The sequence below is a fragment of the Paracoccaceae bacterium genome, from assembly GCA_012103375.1.
Lineage (GTDB): Bacteria > Pseudomonadota > Alphaproteobacteria > Rhodobacterales > Rhodobacteraceae > WLWX01.
The window spans coordinates 1,016,520-1,040,551 of sequence record WLWX01000001.1 but is presented as its reverse complement, the minus strand read 5'-3'; the positions used below and the strand labels follow the sequence as shown (position 1 = coordinate 1,040,551).

20 protein-coding genes, 2 tRNA genes, 2 pseudogenes and 1 riboswitch are annotated in these 24,032 nt (G+C 62.1%); of the genes and pseudogenes, 17 read left to right on the top strand and 7 right to left on the bottom strand.

The window, feature by feature from the left end; genetic code table 11:
* Positions 1–567 precede the first annotated feature (567 nt).
* Positions 568–1,526, top strand: a pseudogene (locus tag GKR99_05455) (IS630 family transposase).
* Positions 1,527–1,645: 119 nt separating this feature from the next.
* On the opposite strand, the gene GKR99_05450 reads toward GKR99_05455, so the two are convergent.
* On the bottom strand, positions 1,646–3,040 hold the full coding sequence (locus GKR99_05450) for an MATE family efflux transporter (GenBank protein ID NKB27014.1): 1,395 nt from the start codon (positions 3,038–3,040) through the stop codon (positions 1,646–1,648).
* Between the two features lie 46 nt (positions 3,041–3,086).
* Positions 3,087–3,452 carry a MerR family transcriptional regulator gene (locus tag GKR99_05445; GenBank protein ID NKB27013.1) on the bottom strand — a complete coding sequence of 122 codons (366 nt, stop codon included), beginning with the start codon at positions 3,450–3,452 and terminating at the stop codon, positions 3,087–3,089.
* 78 nt (positions 3,453–3,530) lie between these two features.
* Between GKR99_05445 and GKR99_05440 the strand changes: the two genes are divergently transcribed.
* Positions 3,531–3,899, top strand: coding sequence for a hypothetical protein (locus GKR99_05440; GenBank protein NKB27012.1), 369 nt, complete (start codon positions 3,531–3,533; stop codon positions 3,897–3,899).
* Between the two features lie 235 nt (positions 3,900–4,134).
* Entirely contained in the window at positions 4,135–5,307 is a 1,173-nt protein-coding gene (locus GKR99_05435) for an MFS transporter (protein NKB27011.1), read from the top strand.
* On the opposite strand, the gene GKR99_05430 is transcribed toward GKR99_05435, so the two are convergent.
* Positions 5,291–6,613 carry a glutamate--tRNA ligase gene (locus GKR99_05430; protein ID NKB27010.1) on the bottom strand — a complete coding sequence of 441 codons (1,323 nt, stop codon included), beginning with the start codon at positions 6,611–6,613 and terminating at the stop codon, positions 5,291–5,293. The genes GKR99_05435 and GKR99_05430 overlap by 17 nt on opposite strands.
* A 60-nt stretch (positions 6,614–6,673) precedes the next feature.
* Here GKR99_05430 and GKR99_05425 point away from each other — a divergent pair, with 60 nt between their 5' ends.
* The gene (locus tag GKR99_05425; GenBank protein ID NKB27009.1) at positions 6,674–7,060 is read left to right on the top strand and encodes a neutral zinc metallopeptidase; all 387 of its coding nucleotides are present in this window, start codon (positions 6,674–6,676) and stop codon (positions 7,058–7,060) included.
* A 145-nt stretch (positions 7,061–7,205) separates the two neighbouring features.
* On the top strand, positions 7,206–7,862 hold the full coding sequence (locus GKR99_05420) for a hypothetical protein (GenBank protein NKB27008.1): 657 nt from the start codon (positions 7,206–7,208) through the stop codon (positions 7,860–7,862).
* 69 nt (positions 7,863–7,931) lie between these two features.
* Here the strand turns inward: GKR99_05420 and GKR99_05415 are convergent.
* Positions 7,932–8,542 (bottom strand): annotated as a pseudogene (locus GKR99_05415) (gamma-glutamylcyclotransferase).
* A gap of 72 nt (positions 8,543–8,614) precedes the next feature.
* Positions 8,615–8,704: riboswitch (glycine riboswitch) on the top strand.
* 145 nt (positions 8,705–8,849) lie between these two features.
* Here GKR99_05415 and gcvT point away from each other — a divergent pair.
* The 5 genes from gcvT (at position 8,850) to GKR99_05390 (ending at position 14,015) form a co-directional block, all read left to right on the top strand.
* Positions 8,850–9,977 carry a glycine cleavage system aminomethyltransferase GcvT gene (gene gcvT / locus GKR99_05410; GenBank protein ID NKB27007.1) on the top strand — a complete coding sequence of 376 codons (1,128 nt, stop codon included), beginning with the start codon at positions 8,850–8,852 and terminating at the stop codon, positions 9,975–9,977.
* Positions 9,978–9,997: 20 nt separating this feature from the next.
* Complete coding sequence (gene gcvH / locus GKR99_05405; GenBank protein ID NKB27006.1) at positions 9,998–10,357, top strand: glycine cleavage system protein GcvH; 360 nt, start codon at positions 9,998–10,000, stop codon at positions 10,355–10,357.
* A gap of 8 nt (positions 10,358–10,365) precedes the next feature.
* Positions 10,366–10,734 carry a glyoxalase gene (locus GKR99_05400; protein NKB27005.1) on the top strand — a complete coding sequence of 123 codons (369 nt, stop codon included), beginning with the start codon at positions 10,366–10,368 and terminating at the stop codon, positions 10,732–10,734.
* Between the two features lie 12 nt (positions 10,735–10,746).
* A complete protein-coding gene (gene gcvP / locus GKR99_05395; protein ID NKB27004.1) occupies positions 10,747–13,593 on the top strand; it encodes an aminomethyl-transferring glycine dehydrogenase in 2,847 nt (948 codons plus the stop codon).
* A 346-nt stretch (positions 13,594–13,939) separates the two neighbouring features.
* Positions 13,940–14,015, top strand: a tRNA-Ala gene (locus GKR99_05390).
* Between the two features lie 59 nt (positions 14,016–14,074).
* On the opposite strand, the gene GKR99_05385 is transcribed toward GKR99_05390, so the two are convergent.
* Positions 14,075–14,941 carry an SDR family NAD(P)-dependent oxidoreductase gene (locus GKR99_05385; protein ID NKB27003.1) on the bottom strand — a complete coding sequence of 289 codons (867 nt, stop codon included), beginning with the start codon at positions 14,939–14,941 and terminating at the stop codon, positions 14,075–14,077.
* Positions 14,942–15,034: 93 nt separating this feature from the next.
* On the bottom strand, positions 15,035–15,316 hold the full coding sequence (locus tag GKR99_05380; GenBank protein NKB27002.1) for a hypothetical protein: 282 nt from the start codon (positions 15,314–15,316) through the stop codon (positions 15,035–15,037).
* 126 nt (positions 15,317–15,442) lie between these two features.
* On the opposite strand from GKR99_05380, the gene GKR99_05375 reads away from it, so the two are divergent.
* The 7 genes from GKR99_05375 (at position 15,443) to nusG (ending at position 22,453) form a co-directional block, all read left to right on the top strand.
* Complete coding sequence (locus GKR99_05375; protein NKB27001.1) at positions 15,443–17,767, top strand: DNA topoisomerase 4 subunit A; 2,325 nt, start codon at positions 15,443–15,445, stop codon at positions 17,765–17,767.
* A gap of 14 nt (positions 17,768–17,781) precedes the next feature.
* Positions 17,782–18,960, top strand: a complete 1,179-nt coding sequence (locus tag GKR99_05370) for a DUF898 family protein (protein NKB27000.1) — start codon at positions 17,782–17,784, stop codon at positions 18,958–18,960.
* Entirely contained in the window at positions 18,957–20,138 is a 1,182-nt protein-coding gene (locus tag GKR99_05365) for a M48 family metalloprotease (protein ID NKB26999.1), read from the top strand. Before GKR99_05370 ends, GKR99_05365 begins: the two co-directional genes overlap by 4 nt.
* A 141-nt stretch (positions 20,139–20,279) precedes the next feature.
* Positions 20,280–20,355, top strand: a tRNA-Trp gene (locus GKR99_05360).
* Between the two features lie 142 nt (positions 20,356–20,497).
* Positions 20,498–21,472 carry a zinc transporter ZntB gene (locus tag GKR99_05355; protein NKB26998.1) on the top strand — a complete coding sequence of 325 codons (975 nt, stop codon included), beginning with the start codon at positions 20,498–20,500 and terminating at the stop codon, positions 21,470–21,472.
* Positions 21,473–21,537: 65 nt separating this feature from the next.
* A complete protein-coding gene (secE, locus tag GKR99_05350; protein NKB26997.1) occupies positions 21,538–21,738 on the top strand; it encodes a preprotein translocase subunit SecE in 201 nt (66 codons plus the stop codon).
* A gap of 181 nt (positions 21,739–21,919) precedes the next feature.
* Entirely contained in the window at positions 21,920–22,453 is a 534-nt protein-coding gene (nusG, locus tag GKR99_05345; GenBank protein NKB26996.1) for a transcription termination/antitermination protein NusG, read from the top strand.
* 179 nt (positions 22,454–22,632) lie between these two features.
* Here nusG and GKR99_05340 read toward each other — a convergent pair whose 3' ends face one another.
* Complete coding sequence (locus tag GKR99_05340; GenBank protein NKB26995.1) at positions 22,633–24,018, bottom strand: IS1182 family transposase; 1,386 nt, start codon at positions 24,016–24,018, stop codon at positions 22,633–22,635.
* Positions 24,019–24,032: the final 14 nt, after the last annotated feature.

Sequence of the window (24,032 nt, the reverse complement as noted above, 5' to 3'; positions counted from 1 at the left end):
CTGCACTTTTCGGATCAGTTTGGACGTTCTGTCGGTTTCCGTTCTGCAGCCCGGAATCAAGCCCGAAGGGCGCCGGGCGATCGCCTGACCGTCCGTCGCACCAAAGGTGCGCCGTGATTCTTTGGCACGCCTCTGGCGTGACGAGCAGGCGAATTCGATGGGTCGCGAAACCTTCGTAGTCTGGAGTTAACGCAGAACCACTAATTGCCACACACCACTGTTGCATCGCCTACCCCCGGTCAGGCGCGCGCCCGGCTTGCACTTGCATCCGGGCGATACCCGCAACGGCTCAGAAGACCACCAATCCGCTTTGTGGCTCAAGAACGGTTCCCCAACCACCCGTCATCACCTCACCACTGACCAACCCCCGCTTCTTCCAAATTTCGGCTTTCCGGAAGACCTCACAAACACAGGGCGCAACGAACCACCCCTCCCGCTCCATTCCAAGTGACCGGGCGATTCCGCGTGGACCTGTCCGGCAGCCTAAAGCGTTTCGGCTTGAACCTGAATCGCGAGGGATTCCCTTGAGACCTGATCTGTGATTCATCCTGTTTGGGAGGATGGATCATGTCAGCACCTTTGCCATCTGCGCTTCGGATACGGTTTCAGAGATACATTGAAGAAGGGTTGAGCGGGCGCGCGGCGGCGTTGCGGTTGAAGCTGTCGCCTGCCACAGGCGCGCGGTGGGCGCGTCAGGTGAGGATGAAGGGTCATGCGGAACCTGCCCGGCAGGGACCGCCGCGCGGCAAGGGAAAGCTGGCTCCGCATCGGGAATTCTTTGAGGAGTTGATCGCACAAGACCCTGACATCACGCTCTTTGAGTTGCGTAATGCGCTGGCCGATGCAGAGGGTGTGCGGGTGCATCACTCCTCCATCGCCAACCTTCTGTCCCGGCTCGGCTTCACGTACAAAAAAAGTCGCTGGTCGCAACCGAGCGCCGCCGCGCCAAGGTAAGGCAGCAACGGGCCGACTGGTTCAGATACCGCTCGCCAGCCATTGCGACCTTTCCTGAGCGCGTTGTCTTTATTGACGAAACCGCAGTGAAGACAAACCTCACGCGCCTACGCGGCAGAGCCAAGCGCGGTAAGCGCCTGACGATGGATGCGCTCTTCGGAAGCTGGGGAACCCAAACCTTGATCGCGGGCCTGACCCAAGGCGCGCTGATCGCACCTTGGGTCATCAAGGGAGCGATAGATGGCCCCGCCTTCGCGGCCTACATCCGCGAAGTGCTGGTCCCCGAGATCAACCCCGGCACTGTCGTCATTCTCGACAACCTGGCAACCCACCGGAATAAGGAGGCGACGCAGGCTTTACGCAATCACGGCTGCTGGTTCCTTTACCTGCCACCGTACTCGCCCGACCTGAATCCCATCGAGCAGGCCTTCTCTAAACTGAAAGCCCATTTGCGACGGATCGGGGCCAGGTCCTTTACCCAGGTCTTCGAAGCAATCGGAGCAATCTGCGATCTCTACGACCCAGTAGAATGCTGGAACTACTTTAAGGCCGCCGGATATGTCTCAGGTTAATGTCGAAACGCTTTAGGGGTGTTGGTCTCTGGCATCATTTCAGGCAAAATGGATGACGCTTCATGTAATGACGACAAGCTATTGACGGACCCGCGAAATGGCGCCGCCCGAATACCGCCTTAGCGTCGCAAATGCAGCAGCGACATCAACCGCGCTTGACGGCTGAATCCATCGGTCTGAACCGGCCCGATCACCGCAGCCCGTGCCATAACCCGTTGCGCCAGCCACCAGGCCCAGATCCCGAAGATCAGCCCGCCGACCGCTTGCCCGATCAATATCCCCTGCGCCCCCAGCAACCAGCCTCCGACCATTGCTGTCGGGATGGTGCCCAGCGTGTGCCGGCCCCAATTCAGCCATGTCGAATAAAACGGGTGGCCCAGATTGTTGAATGCCGCGTTCGACACGAACAACATGCCGTTGAAAAAGAACATCAACGCCAGTGGCCCGGCGAACAGGAACACCAGATCGCGGGTCAGCCCATCGGCGCTGAACAGCCCGGCAATCGGCCAGCGCAGCGCGTATAACGCGGCCGAGACCAGCAAAACAACGACCGCCGTGAAGATCAGCCCGTCACGAAACGCCCCCTTCACCCGATCATGCAACCCGGCCCCGAAATTCTGCCCGATGATCGGACCAATGGCCCCGGACAGCGCAAATGTCACCCCATAGGCCACCGGTGTGATCCGGGCCACAATGGCCATGCCCGCCACGGCATCCTCGCCATATTCGGCCATCGAGCGTGTGACATAGGCCTGCCCGATCGGGGTGGCCAGCTGGGTCAGGATCGCCGGACCGGCGATGCTGAAAACCGGGGTCAGATCGCGAAAAAGTTCGGCACCTGAGGGGCGCGCGAACCCGCCATAGTGGCGGATGATCGGCAACAGTGCCGTGGCTGCGATGGCAAGGCGCGCGGCAACGCTGGCCAATGCGGCCCCGGTCAGTTCCAGATCCAGCCCGAAGATCAGGATCGGGTCCAGCACCGCGTTTACCAGCCCGCCCCAAACCGTCGCCATCATTGCACGCTGCGCATCACCATGGGCGCGCAGAATCGCGCCGCCGACCATGCCGGTGATCAGAAACGGCAGCGAGGGCACAATGATTCTGAGGTACGATGTCGCCAGTTCCAGCGTCGCACCGCGCGCGCCGATCAAGGACGCAAGCACCGGCACGTATATCCAGACAATCGCGGCGAATATCGTGCCAAAGACGACGCCATAAATCAGCACATTGGTCGCCCGCCGCCGCGCCAGCTCTTCGTTTCCGGCACCCAGGGTCCGCGCCACCAGCGCCCCGGCGGCAATCGCCATGCCGATGCCGAAGGATGTCGTAAAGAACAGGATCGCGCCAGCATATCCGACCGCAGCGGCCAGCTCGGCCTTGCCCAGCATCGAAATGAAGATCATGTCGATGAAATCGACCAGAAACACCGCCATCAACCCGACCGAGGCGGTCAGCGACATCACCGTGATATGCCGCATCAATGACCCGTCGAGGAATTTTGCCTGCTCGCTCATGCGCTGTCCCCTTTGCGCACAAGTCTGAGGCATCGCGCGGCCGGGTTCAATCCAGCGTTTTCGGCGCGCGCAGCAGCGCGGTTTTTGTCTGCCTCAGCGTCCTCAGGAATTGCCGGGTTTGGCGCAGCCGGGCTTCGACCTCGGCGATTTTTGCGTTCAGGAACGCCTCTCCATCCAGATCATCGCCTGCCGCCCCAAGCTGGCCCAGGAAGACGGTCACATCCGCCAGCGTCATGCCTGCCGCCCGCGCCTCGGCAATGATCTCCAGCGTCATCATCGTGTCGTCGGAATAGTTGCGATAGCTGTTCGTCGCACCCGGTTCAGGGGTCGAGTGGATCAACCCGGAACGTTCGTAAAACCGCAAGGTATCCCGGCTGAGGCCGCTTTTTCTGGCCAGATCACCGATGCGCATGGGTGTGCGAAAACCGTTGACTCAACTCCATGGTTTTATCTAACGTGACACATCCGAAATGGCCAGAGGCATCCGCGCATGGCGAAAAGTTGTGAAAGCTGCGGCATGCCGCTAAACAAAGACCCCGAAGGCGGCGGGTCCGAAGCGGATGGCTCGCGTTCGGCGCGCTATTGCTCGCTATGTTACGCCGATGGCGCGTTTCGCCATCCTGATGCGACGGTGGTGGAGTTTCAGGCCCATTGCCTTGACGCCCTTGCTGGCAAGGGCATGCCACGGATCATGGCATGGCTGTTCACGCGCGGAATTCCGCGATTGCCGCGCTGGGCCGATTGTGTTGAAAAACTCCGAAATCAGAGCGTCGCGGATTTCTTGCGAAAACCTATGAAGCGAAATAGTCGGAAAGCTTTGACCACGAGACAGCGCATGGCTGCGCGTGAGCGCATGTAGGCGATTTGGGCCGACCCCCGCGCCAAAAATTTAGGATCGGGCTGCATGGAAAGAAAAATCATCGTTCAGGCCCTAAAACGGAGTTTTTCAACACAATCGGCCAATAAATAACCAAGGCCCCCATCTGGTCGGTTTCCCCTGACCGCCCGTTTCGCAGACTGTTTTCAGACCATTTACTGCTAAGGTCCGCACAGAGAATCGACGCCAGTCCGGCCTTCGCAAAAGCAGATCCCGCATGACCCAACCGCCGCGCCATCACGGGACTACGGTCATGTTCGCCGCGTCAGTTCTGTCTGCGGTCCTGGGGTCCGTGCATGCATTCTCGGTCTTTCTTATCCCGCTTGAACAGGCATTCGCAGCGTCCCGAGGGGCAGTTTCGCTGACCTACTCCCTGGCATTGGGCTTTCTGACCCTTGCTGTACTGTTCGGCCATAGCATCTTTGCGCGTTGGAGTGCGCCGAGTTTTGTCATGGTAGTCTCCACCCTCGCCGCAGCAGGGGCGCTGATCGCCGGGTTCGCCCCGTCCTTGTCGATGATCTGGCTGGGCTATTCGCTGCTGTTCGGGGCGGCCAATGGTCTGGGATATGGCTTCGGCCTGCAATTGGCCGCACAGGCCAACCCGCGCCGCGCCGGGTTCGCGATGGGGGTGGTGACCGCCGCCTATGCGCTAGGGGCAGGGGTCGCGCCGCTGCTGTTTGCCGCCGCGCTGTCGCTGGGTGGATTTGTCGCCGCGATGATCGGTCTTGCGGCTGTTCTGATCGGCGCAGGCATCATCTGTGCAGCCATGTTGCGCGCGACAGGCGCAGTGTTCACGGCCGCGCCCGCGCGGTCGGCACAAACCGAAGTTCGCGGTGCCAGTTTCGCGCTTCTCTGGATCGGTTACGGCGCGGGTGTCGCCGCCGGATTGATGGCAATCGGCCACGCCACCGCGATCGCCACCGGCGCCGGATTTCCGGGGCCGATCTGGATCGCGCCTGCGGCAATCGCGGTCGCAAATCTGCTGGGCAGTCTTGTGGCCGGTCGGCTGACTGACCGGGCGAAACTGGGTGTCGTCCTGGCCTGCCTGGCGCTTTTGACGGCAGCAGCGGTTCTGGCGCTTGGCACGATTGCGGGGCCGGGTTCCACCATTGCGATGCTCGCGGCAGCAGGCTTTGCCTATGGCGGCACCATCGCGGCTTATCCCGCCGTGATCGCCAAACTGTTCGGCATGGCCGACAGTCCGCGGATCTATGGCCGGGTCTTCACCGCCTGGGGGGCCGCTGGCCTGTTCGCACCCTCATTGGCTGGCGCGCTGTTCGACCTCAGCGGCACTTACCGGGTGGCTTTGCTGGCAGCTGCCGCACTTGCGGTCATCTCGGCATTGGCGGTTGTGGCCTTGTTCCGGGTCGAGGTCAGGCGCGCGGCTTGATCTGTAACAGCGGCATCACATCCGCCATTTCCGGTCCGCGATTCCGGCCCGTCACGGCGCGGCGCAGGGGGGCAAACAGCGCGCGCCCCTTGCGGCCCGAAGCCTCCTTGGCGGCCGCTGTCCATTCCGACCACGTCTCGGGCCCATAGGGCGGCTGACCCAGCAGGGCGATCGCCTCGGCCACGAAATCGGCATCCTCGGCCTCGGGCGCGGCAGTTGCCCCTTCGGCGAACACCGACCACCAGCCCGACAGGTCGGCCAGCGTGTCGATATTCTCACGCACGACGGTCCAGAACTGATCGGCCAGCGCATCCGGCACCCCGGCGGCGCGCAAGTCTTCTGCCACAGCCTCCAGCGGCAGACCGGCCAGATGCCGCGCGGTCAGCGGCTTCAGGTCTTCGGCGTCAAATTTCGTCGGAGCGCTGCCGAAATGGTCCAGGTCGAACCCTTCGATCAACTCATCATGCGAATTGCGCAACTCCACCGGATCGCTCGACCCCAATCGCGCCATCAGGCTCAGCAGCGCCATCGGTTGAATCCCCGCTTCGCGCAGATCGCGCAGCGCCAGTGTGCCGAGGCGTTTGCTCAGCGCCTCACCCTGCGGGCCGGTCAGCAGCGAATGATGCGCGAAAGATGGATGATCGTGGCCCAGCGCCGCCATGATCTGAATCTGCGTCGCCGTGTTGGTCACATGGTCCGATCCGCGCACCACATGGGTCACGCCCATATCCGTGTCGTCCACCACGCTGGCAATCGTATAGAGGACCTGACCATCGGCGCGGATCAGCACCGGGTCGCTGACGCTGGCGTCATCAATTGAGATGTCGCCAAGGATGCCATCGGTCCATTCGATCCGTTCCCGGTCCAGCTTGAACCGCCAGACCCCGTTGCCACGCTCGGCGCGCAGGGCGTCCTTTTGCGCCCCGCTCAACTCCAGCGCCGCGCGATCATAGACCGGCGGGCGGTGCATGTTCAGCAGCTTCTTGCGCTTCAGGTCCAGCTCGGTCGGGGTCTCGAACGCCTCATAAAGCCGCCCGTTGCTGCGCATCTCATCCGCTGCCGCCGCATAGCGGTCCAGCCGGTCAGACTGTTTCTCAACCCGGTCCCAATGCAGGCCCAGCCAATCGAGGTCTTCCTGGATCGCGTCCGCGAAGGCCTGGGTCGATCGTTCAGGGTCGGTATCATCCAGCCGCAGGATGAAAGTGCCGCCCGCCTTGCGGGCAATCATCCAGTTCATCAGCGCGGTGCGCAGGTTACCGACGTGGATATGGCCGGTGGGCGAGGGGGCGAAACGGGTGGTGGTCATGGGGCAAACTCCTTGTCGCACGCTCTTTCACAGGCGGGCAAACATGTCCATATCGGGGGCATGGATGTAAGCCTTGACCAGATGCACGTGCTGGCGCTGGCGGCGCGTGATGCCTTGCCAGACGCCTATCGCGCCGCCGCGCGCGACGTCGCGCTGCGGGTCGAGGATACGGCCCCGCGCGATATCCTGGCGGATGTCGGGGTCGCCGACCCGCTAGAGCTGACGGGCCTTTACGACGGCATCCCCCTGACGCAGAAATCGGTCGCCGATCAGCCCCATGGCCCGGACACGATCTGGCTGTTCCGGCGTGCCATTCTGGCCGAGCTGGCGGAACGCGGGAACGTGACCCTGGCCGAGCTTGTGGCCCATGTTTACGTCCACGAATTGGCGCATCATTTCGGCTGGTCTGACGATGACATTGCCCGGATTAATCGCTGGTGGGAATGATCGCGGAGCTGTCGCAGCTGCCATACGTTTCGCATACGTTTTGCCGACAGGCGATTTTCGGCCCAGATCACCGGGCTGTGAAGTCGAAAAACGGCCGGGTTGCCCTATGGTTAGACCAAGTCAATCTCATACACGGAGGTCTGCCATGAAACTCACCCGTCGCCAGGCGCTGGACAGCGCCGCGATCCTGCCGCTTGCCGCAGGCGCCACGCCAACGCTGGCCGCAAGCCACGCCGAACCCAGCCCCTTGCCGACGCACCGGGTCCATAACCTGGGTGATTTCAAGGTCGTAACCCTGCTGGCAGGATCGCGCGCCGTGCCCGATCCGCATACCATCTTCGGGCTGAACGTCCCGGATGAGGAGTTCGACGCCGTGTCCGAAGCGGCCTTCCTGCCCAACGACAATTCGCAGTTCTTCTTCACCCCGACATTGGTCGACACGGGCGAGGCGAAGATCCTGTTCGACACCGGCCTCAACCCCGGCGGCATCACCGCTGTTGCTGCCCACGGCCACACGCCGGGGCACATGGCCTATATGCTGGACAGCGGCGGCAAGCAGATGCTGCTGATCGCCGACACCGCCAACCACGCGGTCTGGTCGCTGGAACGCCCGGATTGGGAGGTGCGCTTTGACATGGACAAAGCCGCCGCCGCCGCCACCCGGCGCAAGTTGCTGGGCATGGTCGCGGCGGATCGCATTCCGCTGATCGGTTACCACCTGCCGTTCCCGGCGGTGGGCTATGTCGAGGTCAGGGGCGACGGCTTCGCCTATGTCCCGGCGAGTTATCAGTTGATGCTCTGATCGCGTTTCACCCGCCAGCGGCGGCATCGGGATCGACGAGCGGATGCCTCCGGCGGGGATATTTTTGGGTCAATGATGGAGCGGGCGCGCCTCAAACCTCGCGCCAGTCGCTTTCGGCCAGCGCGTCCTGAAACGGGCGCGCATCGACTGCGTGCAGCATCTCATCGAAAGGGAACGCTCGGCCCTGGTCGTGTTCTGAACGCGCGGATAGATCGGGGCGGGCCGGTCGTTCAGGATCGGGGCGTCCCAGCCGTCGGTGGTCTGGAAGAACCGGGCGACACCGTCGCGGCCCCAATGTGTCAGGAAGCCCTGCACCACAGTATCCAAGTAGCTGAGAAGGATCGGGTTTTTCCGGGTCGGTGCCTCATGCGCATCCTCCGCAATGGCATAGACCGCCAGATCCAGCGGGCCAGGGGGTGGCGCACGTCCGGGACCGCGACCCGTGCATAAGCCGCCTCTCGTGCGTCGAGGGCTTGCCAATCCGCACCGGGGACCGAGGCGATGACGCCCTCGATACTGCTGGTCGGATCGCGCATTACGGTCACATAGGCCGCCGCGCGGCCATGGGCACGCCGCCAGGCGCGGCGCCAGCCGGGCAGGGTGGCGGGATGAAATTCGGGGTAGGCATGGGTGCCGGAATTCACCAGCGAGCCATAGCCAAAAAAGAACGGATCAGCCATTCGCCAGACAAAGCCCTGAACGCATTCGAAACGCAAGACTTGCCCGGTGCGCCAAGGCGCGCTAATCCAATCCGGTCAACGACGGGAGAATCGGGTCCGCCCCGATGCCGAAGGAGCAACCGCCCCGGTAAACTCTCAGGCACCAAGGACCGCCGTTGGCAACAGACTCTGGAGAGTGGCCCCGCAGGGCCCGCCGAAGGGATAGCGATCTCAGGCGAAGGGACAGAGGGGGCACTGGCGACACCTGAATGTGGGGTGTCGGGGAACAGTGCCGGGCGAACATCCGGCTGAACGACAGGGGATGGGAATGCCGGAGCTGAACCGAACACCGCTTTACGATCTGCACCTGGAACTGGGCGGCAAGATGGTGCCGTTTGCGGGCTATGAGATGCCCGTGCAGTACCCCATGGGCGTGATGAAAGAGCATCTGCACACGCGTCAAAAGGCCGGGCTGTTTGATGTCAGCCACATGGGTCAGGTGGTGGTCAGGCCAAAGTCGGGCCAATACGAAGATGCCGCATTGGCGCTGGAAACGCTGGTTCCGGTGAACGTTCTGGGGCTGGGCGAAAAGCGCCAGCGCTATGCGATGTTCACCAATGACGCGGGCGGGATCGAGGATGATCTGATGCTGGCCAATATGGGCGACCATGTTTTCGTCGTCGTCAACGCCGCCTGCAAGGACGCCGATATTGCGCGGATGAAAACCCATCTGTCTGAAACCTGCTGGATCGAGGTTCTGGATGACCGCGCCCTGCTGGCGTTTCAGGGGACTGCGGCGGAAGGGGCGCTCGCTTCGCTCGCGCCCGCTGTCGCGGAAATGGCGTTCATGGACGTGGCCGAGGTGGGGATTGCCGGGGCGGACTGTGTCGTCTCACGCTCGGGCTACACCGGTGAGGATGGGTATGAGATTTCGGTGCCGAATGCGCAGGCCGTCGATCTGGCGCGTGCTCTGCTGGCGCATGACGATGTGGAACCTATCGGTCTTGGCGCGCGGGACACGCTGCGGCTGGAGGCGGGATTGTGCCTTTACGGCAATGACATAGACGCCACCACCAGCCCGGTTGAGGCGGCGCTGACCTGGGCGATTCAGAAGGCACGGCGCGCCGGGGGCGATCGGGCGGGCGGCTTTCCAGGTGCAGACCGTATCCTTGATGAGATGGCGAATGGCACCTCGCGCCGCCGCGTTGGTCTGCTGCCCGAAGGCCGCGCCCCGATGCGCGACGGGACGCGGTTGTTCGTCGAAGGATCGGACACGCCGGTTGGCACAGTGACGTCGGGTGCCTTCGGGCCAACCGTCGAACGCCCCGTTTCAATGGGCTATGTCGAGGCTGCCTACGCCGACGTCGGCACCGCCCTTCTGGGCGAGGTGCGCAGAAAACTTTTGCCGGTTACAGTGGCGGCAATGCCGTTCCGCCCGGCGCAATTCAAACGATAATCAACTGGGAGAGACTGAAGATGAAATACACCGAAGAACACGAATGGCTGCGCGTCGAAGATGATCTGGTCGTGGTCGGGATCACGGCACATGCCTCGGAACAGCTGGGCGATGTGGTGTTCGTGGAACTGCCGGACGTGCCGATGACGGTCACCAAGGATGACGAAGTTGTGGTGATCGAAAGCGTCAAGGCCGCGTCCGACATCCTGGCCCCGCTGGACGGCGAGATTGTCGAGGTGAACACGCCGCTGGGCGATGAACCCGGCAAGGTCAACGATGATCCCACCGGCGACGCCTGGTTCTTCAAGATGAAGATCGAGGATATGTCCGTTCTGGATGATCTGATGGACGAAGCCGCCTATAACAAGTTCATCGCCTAGGCGCTGTGGTGCGCGTTCTGCGCATTGTCAGCGATCTGGAGGTTTCAGACCCACAAGCTCTGGCTGGATTTTACGAACGGCTGTTCGGTCTGAAGATCGTGATGGACGCGGGCTTCATCGTCACGCTGCAGGGGGACGCGCCTGCGCCCATTCAGATCAGCCTTGCCAGCGAAGGCGGGTCCGGCACGCCGGTGCCCGCGCTTTCGATCGAGGTGGATGATCTGGACGATGTGATCGCACGGCTGGCCGCGATGGGCGTGACGCCCAGCTATGGCCCGGTCGATGAACCCTGGGGCGTGCGCCGTTTGTATGTGCGCGACCCCGCTGGAACCTTGTTGAATATCCTGTGCCACGCCCCGGCTGGCGCACCGACCTGAACGGAGACTTTCATGCCCTTCTCACCCACAGATTATCAGCCCTATGATTTCGCCAACCGACGCCACATCGGCCCCTCGCCCGAGGAAATGGCCGAGCTGCTGAAGGTCGTGGGCGCGGACAGTCTGGATGACCTGATCGACCAGACGATCCCCAAAAGCATCCGGCAGGACAAACCGCTGGAATTCGGGCGCGCGCTGAGTGAGCGGGAATTGCTGTATCACATGCGCGAGGTTGCCTCGAAGAACCAGCTGTTCACCTCGCTGATCGGGCAGGGGTATTACGGCTGCGTCACGCCGCCGGTGATCCAGCGCAACATCCTGGAAAACCCGGCCTGGTACACGGCTTATACGCCCTATCAGCCCGAGATTTCGCAAGGCCGGCTTGAGGCCTTGTTGAACTATCAGACGATGATCTGCGACCTGACCGGACTGCCGGTCGCCAATGCCTCACTTTTGGACGAAGGCACGGCGGCGGCCGAGGCGATGGCGATGGCGCAGCGGGTGTCAAAATCGAAGGCGACGGCGTTCTTTGTTGATCAGGAATGCCACCCTCAAAGCATCGAGGTGATGCGCACCCGGGCCGAGCCGTTGGGGTTCGAGATTGTGGTGGGCGACCCCGTTGATCTGGACGCCGAAGCGGTGTTCGGCGCGATCTTCCAATATCCGGGAACGCGCGGGCATCTGATGGATTTCACCCCGCAGATCGAGGCGCTGCATGCCGCCAAGGCCATCGGCATTGTCATTGCTGACCCGCTGGCGCTGACGGTGCTGAAGGAACCGGGCGCAATGGGGGCCGATATCGCCGTCGGCTCGACTCAGCGGTTCGGGGTGCCGATGGGATACGGCGGTCCGCACGCGGCCTATATGGCCTGCACCGACGCAATGAAGCGGACGATGCCGGGGCGTTTGGTCGGCGTGTCGATTGATGCGCGCGGCAACAAGGCCTACCGGCTGAGCCTGCAAACGCGCGAACAACACATCCGGCGCGAAAAGGCGACCAGCAATGTGTGCACGGCTCAGGCGCTGCTGGCCGTGATGGCCAGTTTTTACGCTGTGTTCCATGGCCCCGAGGGGCTGAAAGCCATCGCTCAGCAGGTCCATCTGAAGGCTGCCCGTCTGGCCGAAGGTCTGGAGGCGGGCGGTTACAAAGTCTCGCCCAAGTCGTTCTTCGACACGATCACGGTCGCTGCCGGGGAAAAGCAGGCCAAGATCTATGCCGCTGCGCAGGGCCTGGGGCTGAACCTGCGCATCCTGCCAGCCGGAGAGATCGGCATTTCGGTCGATGAAACCACGCGCCCGGAAACGCTGGAACTGGTCTGGCGGGCTTTCGGGATCGTGCGTGCGGAAGACGGGGCCGATCCGGCCTATCGGATGCCGGACGCGTTGATCCGCAAGACCGATTACCTGACCCACCCGATCTTCCATCTGAACCGGGCCGAGACCGAGATGATGCGCTATATGCGCCGTCTTGCTGACCGCGATCTGGCGTTGGATCGCGCGATGATCCCGCTGGGCAGTTGCACCATGAAACTGAATGCGGCGGCCGAGATGATTCCGATCACCTGGCCCGAGTTTGCGCATATTCACCCGTTTGCGCCGGTGGATCAGGCGGCAGGATACGGTGCGATGTTGGCAGACCTGTCCGAGAAACTCTGCGCGATCACCGGCTATGACGCGATGTCGTTGCAGCCGAATTCAGGCGCGCAGGGGGAATACGCCGGGCTGCTGACCATCTCCGCCTATCACCGCGCCAATGGCGATGACGGGCGCAACATCTGCCTGATCCCGGTTTCTGCCCACGGCACCAACCCGGCCAGCGCGCAGATGGCGGGCATGAAGGTCGTGGTGGTCAAATCTGCCGAGAACGGTGACGTGGATGTCGAGGATTTTCGCGCCAAGGCTGAGGCTGCCGGGGACGCTCTGGCCGCCTGCATGATCACCTATCCCAGCACCCACGGCGTGTTCGAGGAAACAGTGCGCGAGGTCTGCCAGATCACCCATGATCACGGCGGGCAGGTCTATATCGACGGGGCGAACCTGAACGCGATGGTCGGGCTGGTACAGCCGGGTCAGATCGGCGGTGATGTCAGCCACCTGAACTTGCACAAGACCTTCTGCATTCCCCACGGCGGCGGCGGGCCGGGCATGGGGCCGATTGGCGTCAGGGCGCATCTGGCACCGCATCTGCCGGGGCATCCCGAAACCGGTGGCAGCGAAGGGCCGGTCAGCTCTGCGCCCTTCGGATCCGCCTCGATCCTGCCGATCAGCTGGGCCTATATCCTGATGATGGGTGGGGCCGGGCTGACGCAGGCGACGCGCGTTGCGATCCTGAACGGCAACTATATCGCCAAGCGGCTGGAAGGGGCCTATGACGTGCTGTTCAAAGGTGGCAAAGGCCGCGTCGCGCATGAATGCATCCTCGACACGCGGCCCTTTGCGGACGCGGGCGTCACCGTGGACGATATCGCCAAGCGCCTTATCGACAACGGTTTCCACGCCCCAACGATGAGCTGGCCAGTCGCCGGCACGCTGATGGTCGAACCCACCGAGTCAGAAACCAAGGCCGAGCTGGATCGGTTCTGCGACGCGATGCTGGACATCCGCGAGGAAATTCGTGCCGTTGAAAAAGGCGAGATCTCATCCGAAGACAGCCCCCTGCGCCGCGCGCCGCACACGGTCGAAGACCTCGTCGGTGACTGGGATCGCCCCTACAGCCGCGAACAGGGCTGTTACCCGGCGGGCGCGTTTCGGGTCGATAAATATTGGGCCCCGGTCAACCGGGTCGACAATGTCTATGGTGACCGCAACCTTGTCTGCACCTGTCCGCCGCTTGAAGACTACCTCGACGCGGCGGGATAGGGTCAGGTGAACCGCGTTGCGCTGCCGCCACGGTGTCCGGGCGGCAGCGCATTTGCTGGTTGAGATTTCGTCCGCCACGGCTAGAACAGGTCACAACTGCGCATTTGCGGTAACGTTGGGTTGATCAAGGCCGGACAAGGCCGAACAGGGGAAAAAGATATGATCCGTGGAATTTTCGTTGCGGCGTTTGTGCTTGCGCTGGCCGCCTGTGAACCGGTGGATGAAGACGGTGTCAGCGGCAAGATCGAGCTGGACATGATGGATGACGGAACGATCGTTTCCAATATCTGACGGCCCGGCGCGCTGCTTGACAGCGAATTCCGCATCACCCATCTAAGATTCCAGTGGGGCCGTAGCTCAGTTGGGAGAGCGCGTCGTTCGCAATGACGAGGTCGTCGGTTCGATCCCGATCGGCTCCACCATTTACCTCTGCACGATCACCCGATAATGTCCCAGTGTGTTGCGCCGTGTCGACTGCAGGTCAGCCCTTTCCAACCACCCAGTCCAGTGCGCGCGTTGGCAGCACCCGCCCGAGGAACGCAGCGCCCCATGTGGGTGCCGTCACGAAATAGCGGGCTTTGGGGCGTGCTGCCTCAAGCGAATGGATCAGTTTTCTGGTCACTGCCGAAGGCGGCAATTCGAAGGCGTCCTTGCCCTCGGTCGCTGATTTCAGGCGAGCCAGAAGGCTGGATTCATATTGATCCCGACGGGCCGAGGCCTGCCAGTCGATCCAGCGCGCGAACTCTTGCGCGGCGTTGACGCGGAACCGTGTCGTGATCGGGCCGGGTTCGATCAGGCTGATGCGAATGGGAGTCTCGGCCATTTCCAGGCGCAGGGTGTCGGTCAGCCCTTCCAAGGCGTATTTGCTGGCCACATAGGCCCCGCGCCACTTCATCGGGATGAAGCCAAGAACGGAGAAGCATTGCACGATCCGCCCATGGCCCTGGGCGCGCATCACCGGGATCACCTGCCGCGTCAATTCGTGCCAGCCAAAGACGTTGGCCTCGAAAATGGCGCGCAAGGCGTCGGTGGGCAGATCTTCGACCGCGCCGGGGATCGCATAGGCCCCGTTGTTGAACAGCGCGTCCAGCCTGCCGCCAGTGGCTGCAAGAACCGCGTCGAGGGCTGCGCCGATGCTGTCCGGGTCATTGTAGTCGAGGCGCGGGCTGGCAATGCCCTGGGCGATCAGCGCATCACAGTCGGCCTGCTTGCGGCAGCTTGCGAAAACCTGCCAGCCGCGCGCGCTGAGTGTGTGTGCCGCATCGCGCCCGATACCGGACGAACAGCCGGTGATCAGGATTGACCGCTTGGGATCGGAACTTGGTTCGCGCACTGCACCCGCTTTCATACTTTGGTTGGGGTGCAGTTAGGTCAGGCGGTGGGGCGTGGCAACGGCGGCGTTGCGGCAATCACGTGGCCATTTGCGCAGCCTGGCCTGATATCAGTTCAGACTGGCAAGGACCGTGACGCCTTCTTCAATTTCGGCATCCATGAACGGCGCAAACCGGGTCAGCGGGGCGGGCTTGTGGTTCGCGCGTGTCGCTGCAAGCGCCATTTCGATCGCTTGGGCGTCGCTGACGGGAACCGCTTCGCCGGACGCCTGAGCGGCGTCTATACCACTCAACGCAACAAGGCGTTCGACGGTGTCACTGTTCAGCCCGGCCAGCAGCGGGATTGCGGTGGCGTATAGGGCGATGATCGTGGCGTTGATGATGCGGTTCATTGTGGCCTCCCCAGGTTTGGAAATCGTGTCTTCCTGTTCATGGGTCGGTTGCAGGGGGGACTCGGTTCAAAATTCTGCTTTGCCAGCGCTTGCCGCCCTGAATCGCAAGGGGTATCACCGGCGCAGATGTCCGATGCTGATGATCTGACCGGTGATGTGCCGGACGACCTTGTCGAACCGCTGCGCCGCGCGATTGGCGAGCGGTATCTGACCTATGCGCTGTCCACGATCATGCACCGCGCCCTGCCGGATGCGCGCGACGGGCTGAAGCCGGTGCACCGGCGCATTCTTTATGCAATGCGCGAATTGAAGTTGAACTCGACCGGGGGATTTCGGAAATCGGCGAAGATTTCCGGCGATGTCATGGGGAATTATCACCCGCACGGGGATGCGGCGATCTATGACGCGATGGCGCGGCTGGCGCAGGATTTCAACGTCCGCTATCCGCTGGTTGACGGGCAAGGCAACTTTGGCAACGTCGACGGCGATAACCCGGCGGCGGCGCGATACACCGAAGCGCGGATGACGGCGGCGGCCGAGGCGTTGCTGGAAGGTCTGGCCGAAAACGCGGTCGATTTTCGCGACAATTACGATGGCACATTGCAGGAACCCGTTGTCCTGCCCGCGACCTTTCCGAACCTGCTGGCCAATGGGTCCAGCGGGATCGCAGTGGGGATGGCGACGAACATTCCGCCGCATAATCTGAACGAATTGCTGGATGCCTGCATTCATTTGGCCAAGGCGAAGAATTCCGAACTGGTGCGCGAAGACACGCTGATCGACATGGTGCCGGGGCCGGACTTCCCGACCGGTGGCGTGATCGTTGAACCACCCAAGAATATCGCCAACGCCTATCGCACCGGGCGCGGCAGCTTCCGGCTCCGCTCCTCCTGGGAGGTTGAGGATCTGGGCCGCGGCCAGTGGCAGATCATCGTCACCGAGATCCCGTATCAGGTGCCGAAATCCCGGCTGATCGAAAAGCTGGCCGAGCTGATCCAGACCAAGAAGCTGCCGATCCTGGCGGACGTGCGCGACGAAAGTGCCGAGGATATCCGCATCGTCCTGGAACCGCGCGCCCGCACCGTGGACCCCGAACAAATGATGGGGATGCTGTTTCGTGCGTCCGATCTGGAAACGCGGTTCTCGCTGAACATGAACGTGCTGATCGACGGGCTGACGCCGAAGGTCTGTTCGCTGAAGGAAGTGCTGCGCGCCTTCCTTGATCACCGGCGCGACGTGCTGCTGCGCCGCAGCCAGCACCGGCTGGATAAGATCGACCATCGGCTGGAGGTTCTGGAAGGGTTTATCGTTGCGTTCCTGAACCTCGACCGGGTCATCGACATCATCCGCTATGACGACGATCCCAAGGCGGCGCTGATGGCCGAGGATTGGGACCGCGAATTCCCCCGTGCCCTGGACGAGGGCGATTACATTGGCCCCATCGGGCTGGGCCTGGAGCCGTACCCGGCGCTGAGCGAGGTTCAGGTCGAAGCGATCCTGAACATGCGCCTGCGCAGCCTGCGCCGGTTGGAGGAAATGGAGCTGCTGCGCGAAAAACAAGCGCTGGAGGACGAGCGTGCAGACTTGCGCGATCTGCTGTCCTCGGACGATCTTCAGTGGAAACGCATCGCCGACGAATTGCGCGAGGTTAAGAAAGATTTTGGCAAAGACGCCGCCCTGTCCGCCCGCCGCACGCGGTTCGAAGAAGCCAGCGAAGTGGAAGAAGTTCCCCTTGAAGCGATGATCGCCAAGGAACCGATCACCGTGGTCTGTTCGTCGATGGGCTGGATTCGCGCCATGAAAGGCCACATCGACCCGGCCAGCGATTTGAAGTTCAAGGACGGCGACGAAGGACGGTTCCTGTTCCACGCCCAGACCACAGACAAGCTGATCCTGTTTGGCGGCAACGGGCGCTTCTATACGATCCCGGCCAGCAATCTGCCCGGCGGGCGCGGTATGGGCGAACCAGTGCGCCTGATGATCGACCTGCCGAATGAGGCGTCGATTGTCGATCTGTTCGTGCATGACCCGGATAGGCGTTTGCTGGTCGCCTCGTCCGCAGGGGACGGGTTCGTGGTGCCCGAGGGTGAGATCATCGCCCAGACCCGCACCGGCAAGCAGGTGCTGAACGTCAAAGGTGACGTGGTGGCGCGGATCTGCAAACCGATCAGCGGTGATTCCGTGGCAACCGTGGGCGAAAACCGCAAGGTGCTGATTTTTGCGCTGGATGAGCTGCCCGAAATGACCCGCGGCAAAGGTGTCCGGTTGCAGAAATACAAGGACGGCGGGCTGAGCGATCTGACGACCTTCACGCTGGCCGACGGCCTGTCATGGCACGATCCGGCAGGGCGGACCCGGACCGAGACTGCGCTCGGCGAATGGCGCGGCAAACGCGCCGCCGCCGGCCGAATGGCACCGCGAGGATTCCCCCGCGACAATACATTTACATGAGTGCGCTTGCCGACCTGAGCACCAGCTTTGTTGGCCGGCGCGGGCGCTTGTTCTGGCTGGCGTTGAAGACCAGCGTACTGACGGTTCTGACGCTGGGGTTTTACCGCTTCTGGATGAAAACCCGGCTGCGCAGGTTCTATTTGTCGTCCATCCGACCCGGCGGGCAGCCCCTTGAATATCTTGGCGAACCTCTGGAGAAGCTGCTGGGTTTTCTGATCGCGGTGGTGTTTCTGGCCTTTTACATCGGCGTTGTGAACCTGATCCTGATGTTCCTCAGCTTCGCGCTGCTGCAGGGCAATGTTGCCGCCTATGTCCTCAGCTTTGTGGGGGTGATCCCGATCTTGTTCTATGCGCAGTACCGCGCACGACGTTATATCCTTGCGCGCACCCGCTGGCGTGGCATCCGGTTTGGCCTGGAACCCGGTGCCTGGGGATACGCGGGTCGCGCATTGTGGCACTGGATCATCACGCTGGCCTCACTGGGTGTGTTCTGGCCGCGCATGACCTATCGGCTGGAAAAATTCCGGACCGACCGGACGACTTATGGAACGGTGACGCTGACGCAGGGTGGCGGTTGGGGCATGCTCTATCCGGCTTATCTTCTGTTCTACATCCCGGCGCTGGTGACGGCGGGCTGCGTTGCGGTTGCAGTCTGGTTCGACGACGAAATCGCGTTGGTTGCGATGATGATAAGCGTGCCGGTCGCCCTGTTCGGCTGGGTGTTCTATCAGGTTGCCGCATTCCGGTTAATGGCGGCCACGAAATCGGCGGGCGATGTCGGGTTCATTGCCGCACCGCGCAGTTGGCGGGTGTTCTGGATCTATGGCTTCGGGTATTTTCTGGCCGGGCTGGTCATGTTCAGCGTGTTGATTGCTGCCCTGATCCTGCTTGGCGCGGCCCTGGGGCTGTCGGGGTCCTTGAGCATTGATCTTGATAACATCGACAGTCTGACGAATGCAGGCTTGCCGTTTTGGGCGGCGACCGCGATCGGCGTTGCCTTCTATTTCTCATTCTTCATCGGCTGGGGCGTGTTGCGCCAGGTCTTTGTCACTTTGCCGCTGATGAAACACTATGCAGAAACGCTCAGCATTACCGGCGTGTCGGGCCTGTTGGCGGTGCGACAGACCGAACGCGACCGCTTTGCCGAGGCTGAGGGCTTCGCCGAAGCGCTGGATGTCGGGGCGGCGATATGACGACGATCCATGTGACCGACGGCGCGCCGCAGTTTTCGGCCTATGCGGATTTCCTGGACGGAGAATCGCCGGTCGTTCACCGGGTCGGGATCAACATTGACGAAGGTGGACCCAACGCGGCGTTGGTTCTGGCGCTGCCCGGCAAGCCCGCGCGCAGGTGGCCATTGGCCGAGTTGCGCGCCCTGCGCGATCAAGCGGGCAATGACATGCTGGTTCTGGCGCGCCAGGGCAATCCGCTGGCCCGGCTGATGGTCAGCGATGGCGAAGCGATGCGCATCCTGTCAGCCCGCGCGCCGCGCCTGCGCCACGCACCCCACGCGCCGGGCCGTGGGCGGCTTCTGGCATGGGCTGCCGGGGCCATTGCTTCGGTTGCCTTGATCATTCTGGTTCTGGTGCCGCTGATGGCGGATCAACTGGCCGAGCTTTTGCCACCGGATGGTGAACGCGCGCTTGGCGACACCACGTTCGAACAGATCCGCACGGTGTTGAGTGGTAATCCACTTGCGCCCGTCGCGATTTGCGATGACCCGGACGGCCTTGCAGCGCTGGCGAAAATGACAGACCGGCTGACCGCTGGCACGACACTGCCGTCTGAATTGAACGTCCATATACTGGACCACGATCTGATCAACGCCTTCGCCCTGCCGGGCGGGCAGGTGATCCTGTTTCGTGGTCTGATCGACGCGGCCGAGTCCCCGGAAGAGGTTGCAGCCGTACTTGCACATGAAATCGGCCATGTCGTGGCCCGTGACCCGGCGCGTATCGCGCTGAGGACGGCCGGTTCAGTCGGGGTTCTGGGCCTGTTGTTTGGTGATTTTGCCGGCGGCGCGGCGGTCCTGTTCATGACCGAGCGGTTGATTCAGGCAAGCTATTCCCGCGAGGCTGAGAACAACGCGGATATTTTCGCGCTGGATATTCTGGACCAGGCCGGTTTGCCGCCCGCCGCCCTGGCAAGCATGTTTGAACGTTTCCGCGAAGCCGGGGGTGAGGCGGAAGGGCTGATCGCGCATTTCAGCTCTCATCCGGCGCTGGGCGACCGGATTGCGCGGGCTGGCGAACTGACGCAGGTTTCGGGCGCGCCGGTTCTGAGCGTGCGTGAATGGCGGGCCTTGCAGAATGCCTGCAGCCCCGGTGGCCTGACATCGGGTGGGCGTCAGCGCGAGTCCAGGAAGAAGTGACATGGTCCCGACCGGTCGGGTTCAACATGGTGTGCAGCATGGTCGGCAGATGGTTTCATGGAACATTCCGTTCCAGCGGCGCGCCTCACAATCGCGCTTGATATCCGCGCGTCCATTGCCTAGGACACCGGCACTGGTTCTAGGGGTTTAGCTCAGTTGGTAGAGCATCGGTCTCCAAAACCGAGGGTCGTGGGTTCGAGTCCCTCAACCCCTGCCAGGAACATCACCGCACGATTGTTGATCCTGCCTGCCGTGTCCGGCAGTGGTTGCGCCGCAACCAGTGCATGGCGTGGGGCACAACAGGCTATCGGTCAGCGAAACGGACTTGCACGCCCCGGTGCTTGCAGTAGCGTTGTGCCATGACGGATGCGGTCCTTTTTGCCTGTGCCCTGCGCACCGATGTCGGGAACGTCGTGCTGCGCAGCGATGCATCAATCGTCGCGGCACTGCGCGCGCAGGAACCTGCCTGGGTGCATCTTGCCGCCGATGCGCCGGGATTGCGCAAATGGATCGCGACCTGGCTGGGCTATCTTGATCCGCATGTTCTGACAGCGCTGCTTGCCGACGAAACCCGCCCCCGTGCGATGCCGCTGAATGACGGGCTGATGCTGATCCTGCGTGGCGTGAACCTGAATGACGGGGAAGAACCCGAAGACATGGTGTCGGTGCGGATGTGGCTTGAACCGGCGCGCATTGTCACGGTTGCGCGGCGGCGGCTGGCCTCGCTCGACGACATGCGCATCGGGTTGGAATCGGGTCGTGGACCAACCCGCGCCGGGGCCTTCCTGTGTGACGTGGTTGACCATCTGGGCAACCGGATCGAGACGTTTTTGCGCGATCTGGACGAAGAGGTCGACGCGCTGGAAGAAAACGTGATGACCGATCATTCGGCAGATCTGCGCAGCCGGATCACCGAAACCCGGCGGCGAATCGTCTCTTTCCGTCGCCACATCGCGCCACAACGGGACGCGTTGTCATTGTTGGCACAGGCGAATGTGCGCATGCTGGACGAAACCGATCATCGGCGCCTGTTCGAAGCGCATGACCGCCTGGTGCGCACCGTCGAAGAACTCGACGCGATGCGCGAACGGTTGCAGGTCGTCAAGGATGAACTGCAGGCGGCGCTGGCGGACCGGCTGAACCGCAACCTCTTTGTCCTGTCGGTGATTTCGGCGATATTCCTGCCATTGGGGTTCCTGACCGGGCTGATGGGGATCAACGTCGCGGGCATTCCCGGTGCGGATTGGCCGATGGCTTTCTGGACATTCTGCAGCGGTCTGGCCATCGTCCTGGCACTGCAGTTGCTGATCCTGCGGCTGATCCGCTGGATATGATGTGAACGCAATCGTCTTGAAACACCCTGCCAGAGCGCGTATCTGCGCCCCGAAGGAGACCGCACATGGCAACCCGTACCAATCCGTTTCAGTTCATCCAGCAGGTCCGCTCGGAAGTGTCCAAGGTCGTCTGGCCCGGACGTCGCGAGGTTCTGGTAACGACCGGTATGGTTTTCGTGCTGTGCACGATCACGGCGGTGTTCTTCTTCGTCGTCGACTTTGGAATTCGTGAGGCATTGAAGCTGGTCTTGGGATACTTCGGCTGACGATTTCCCGAACGCCCCTTGAAATAATCCCCTGCGGGGGATAATCGGGGCATCATTCCGAGACATGGCGCGCGGCGATTCGAGTTGCGCGCCGCTTTTTGTTTCGGGACTGCCTTTTAAGGGCTTGAGAGCATTTTGGAATTTAGGCCCGACGGGTCGGCAAAAACGGGCAAGGGCGATCATGGCGAAACGCTGGTATTCGGTGAGTGTGCTGTCGAACTTCGAAAAGAAGATCGCCGAGCAGATCCGGCATTCTGTCGTGGATGCCGGCCTTGAGGACGAGATCCAGGAAGTCCTGGTCCCGACCGAGGAAGTGATCGAAATCCGCCGCGGCAAGAAGGTCCCGACCGAGCGTCGTTTCATGCCCGGCTATGTGCTGGTGCGCATGGAGATGTCGGACGAGGGGTATCACCTGATCAACTCGATCAACCGCGTCACCGGATTCCTGGGCCCGCAAGGGCGCCCGATGCCGATGCGCGACGCCGAGGTGAACCAGATTCTGAACCGCGTTGAAGAAGGCGAACAGGCACCACGCACGCTGATCCACTTTGACGTGGGCGAAAAGGTCGCTGTGACCGACGGCCCGTTCGAAGGTTTCGACGGCATGGTCGAAGGCGTCGACGACGAAAATCAGCGCCTGAAAGTCAGCGTCTCGATCTTCGGCCGCGCGACCCCGGTCGAATTGGAATACACTCAGGTGACCAAGCAGAGCTGAGCGCCTTTGGCGTCACGCAAGTTTTCGCCCTGCGATTATTTGGCGATGTAACGCAATGGGCAGACGGTCCGATTGAACGCTTCCTGGGCGAGCATTTGCAATGAGGCGATTCTGTGGAAAAACAACGTGTTGCGGGCGCAGAAAGTAGCGATTTGAACATAGCGCGAGCGCCTTTCTGATCAGGCTTTGCGCGTTTGCTGCGGTGCAGGAAAGATCTTTGCCAGTTTGCGAAGGTTTTGGGCAGTGGCGGCGAGCAGGAATTCGTCATTTGCGCCGCATGGTCCACGTAATCGGAGCCGTCCCAGGCCGAGAATGCGCTTGAGGTGGGCAAAGAGCATTTCGACCTTCTTCCGGAGCTTCACCGAGATCTTGTATTGCGGCGTTTTGGCGATTGCGCGGGCGATGTCGCGAGCGTCCTCATGTTCCTCACGGGTGATCTTACGGGCGTCGGCATTCGGGCAGCACTTCGGCTTGGAAGGACAGGATTGGCAGGTGTGCTTCAGCGCTTGGTACTTGGCCACGCCCTTGCCGGTTGGGCCGCGATTGGGGTCGGAGTAGTTTCGGCGGAACTGCTTCAGAGCCTCGCCTTCCGGGCAGATGTATTGATTGTTCTCGGCATCCCATTCGAAGTCAGCTCGGGACCAGGTGCCATCGGTGCGCCCGGCTTTGTCGAAGACCGGGATGTGCGGTGCGATCTTTTCACCCACCAGCCATCCGAGCATGGGTCCCGATCCGTAGGCGGTGTCGGCGATCAGCCGTTCGGGATGAAGATCGAAGCGCTCTTTGGCCCGCTTCAGCATCGTCTTGGTTGACCCCACCTCGGCTTGACGGATCGACCGTGTCGCTTCCACGTCGACGATGACACCATGATCGGTATCGATGAGATAGTTGTCGGAGTAGGCAAAAAATGCGGGACCCTTACGCGCCGCCGTCCACTGGCTGGCTGGGTCGGAATAGGACGTGAACTTTGGCTCGACCGGTGTCGCTGCTCCGAATGCGGCCTCATCCAGAGTGTCGAGATACTCGCGGACCGCGCGGGGTGCAGCGTCTGCATCGATCCGCGCAATGTCCCATTCTTCCTTTGGCGCAGAGTACTGCTTGTTGGCATCCGCCTCGATCAAGCTGGCATCGACGGCCAGGCGCTGACCGCTGACGAGACCTTCGGCGATGCATCGCGCGACCGTGGTCTCGAAGAGATGGCGCAGCAGCTCACTCTCGCGGAACCGACCATGCCGGTTCTTTGAAAAGGTCGAGTGATCCGGCACCCGATCGGCCAGGTCGAGCCGACAAAACCACCTGTACGCGAGGTTCAAGTGTACCTCTTCACAGAGCCGCCGCTCGGACCGGATGCCGAAGCAGTAACCGACGATCAGCATCCGGATCAGCAGTTCAGGATCGATCGAAGGACGACCGGTGTGGCTGTAGAAATCGGCAAGATGGGCGCGGATGCTGCTCAGATCGACGAAACGATCAATCGATCGCAGCAGGTGATCTTGCGGGACATGGTCTTCCAGCGAGAACTCATAGAACAGCGCCGCCTGTGCTTCCTGCCTCGGTCCCATCATGGCTGATCCTCCCG

Bases quoted from the DNA above. Each gene is read 5' to 3' on its own strand.
- GKR99_05450 (NKB27014.1), bottom strand. From the start codon at position 3,040: ATGAGCGAGCAGGCAAAATTCCTCGACGGGTCATTGATGCGGCATATC.
- gcvP (NKB27004.1), top strand. From the start codon at position 10,747: ATGCCCTTCTCACCCACAGATTATCAGCCCTATGATTTCGCCAACCGA.
- GKR99_05420 (NKB27008.1), top strand. From the start codon at position 7,206: ATGAAACTCACCCGTCGCCAGGCGCTGGACAGCGCCGCGATCCTGCCG.
- GKR99_05445 (NKB27013.1), bottom strand. From the start codon at position 3,452: ATGCGCATCGGTGATCTGGCCAGAAAAAGCGGCCTCAGCCGGGATACC.
- secE (NKB26997.1), top strand. From the start codon at position 21,538: ATGGCAACCCGTACCAATCCGTTTCAGTTCATCCAGCAGGTCCGCTCG.
- GKR99_05355 (NKB26998.1), top strand. From the start codon at position 20,498: ATGACGGATGCGGTCCTTTTTGCCTGTGCCCTGCGCACCGATGTCGGG.
- GKR99_05340 (NKB26995.1), bottom strand. From the start codon at position 24,018: ATGATGGGACCGAGGCAGGAAGCACAGGCGGCGCTGTTCTATGAGTTC.
- gcvT (NKB27007.1), top strand. From the start codon at position 8,850: ATGCCGGAGCTGAACCGAACACCGCTTTACGATCTGCACCTGGAACTG.
- GKR99_05425 (NKB27009.1), top strand. From the start codon at position 6,674: ATGGATGTAAGCCTTGACCAGATGCACGTGCTGGCGCTGGCGGCGCGT.
- nusG (NKB26996.1), top strand. From the start codon at position 21,920: ATGGCGAAACGCTGGTATTCGGTGAGTGTGCTGTCGAACTTCGAAAAG.
- GKR99_05385 (NKB27003.1), bottom strand. From the start codon at position 14,941: ATGAAAGCGGGTGCAGTGCGCGAACCAAGTTCCGATCCCAAGCGGTCA.
- GKR99_05440 (NKB27012.1), top strand. From the start codon at position 3,531: ATGGCGAAAAGTTGTGAAAGCTGCGGCATGCCGCTAAACAAAGACCCC.
- GKR99_05375 (NKB27001.1), top strand. From the start codon at position 15,443: ATGTCCGATGCTGATGATCTGACCGGTGATGTGCCGGACGACCTTGTC.
- GKR99_05435 (NKB27011.1), top strand. From the start codon at position 4,135: ATGACCCAACCGCCGCGCCATCACGGGACTACGGTCATGTTCGCCGCG.
- gcvH (NKB27006.1), top strand. From the start codon at position 9,998: ATGAAATACACCGAAGAACACGAATGGCTGCGCGTCGAAGATGATCTG.
- GKR99_05365 (NKB26999.1), top strand. From the start codon at position 18,957: ATGACGACGATCCATGTGACCGACGGCGCGCCGCAGTTTTCGGCCTAT.
- GKR99_05430 (NKB27010.1), bottom strand. From the start codon at position 6,613: ATGACCACCACCCGTTTCGCCCCCTCGCCCACCGGCCATATCCACGTC.
- GKR99_05380 (NKB27002.1), bottom strand. From the start codon at position 15,316: ATGAACCGCATCATCAACGCCACGATCATCGCCCTATACGCCACCGCA.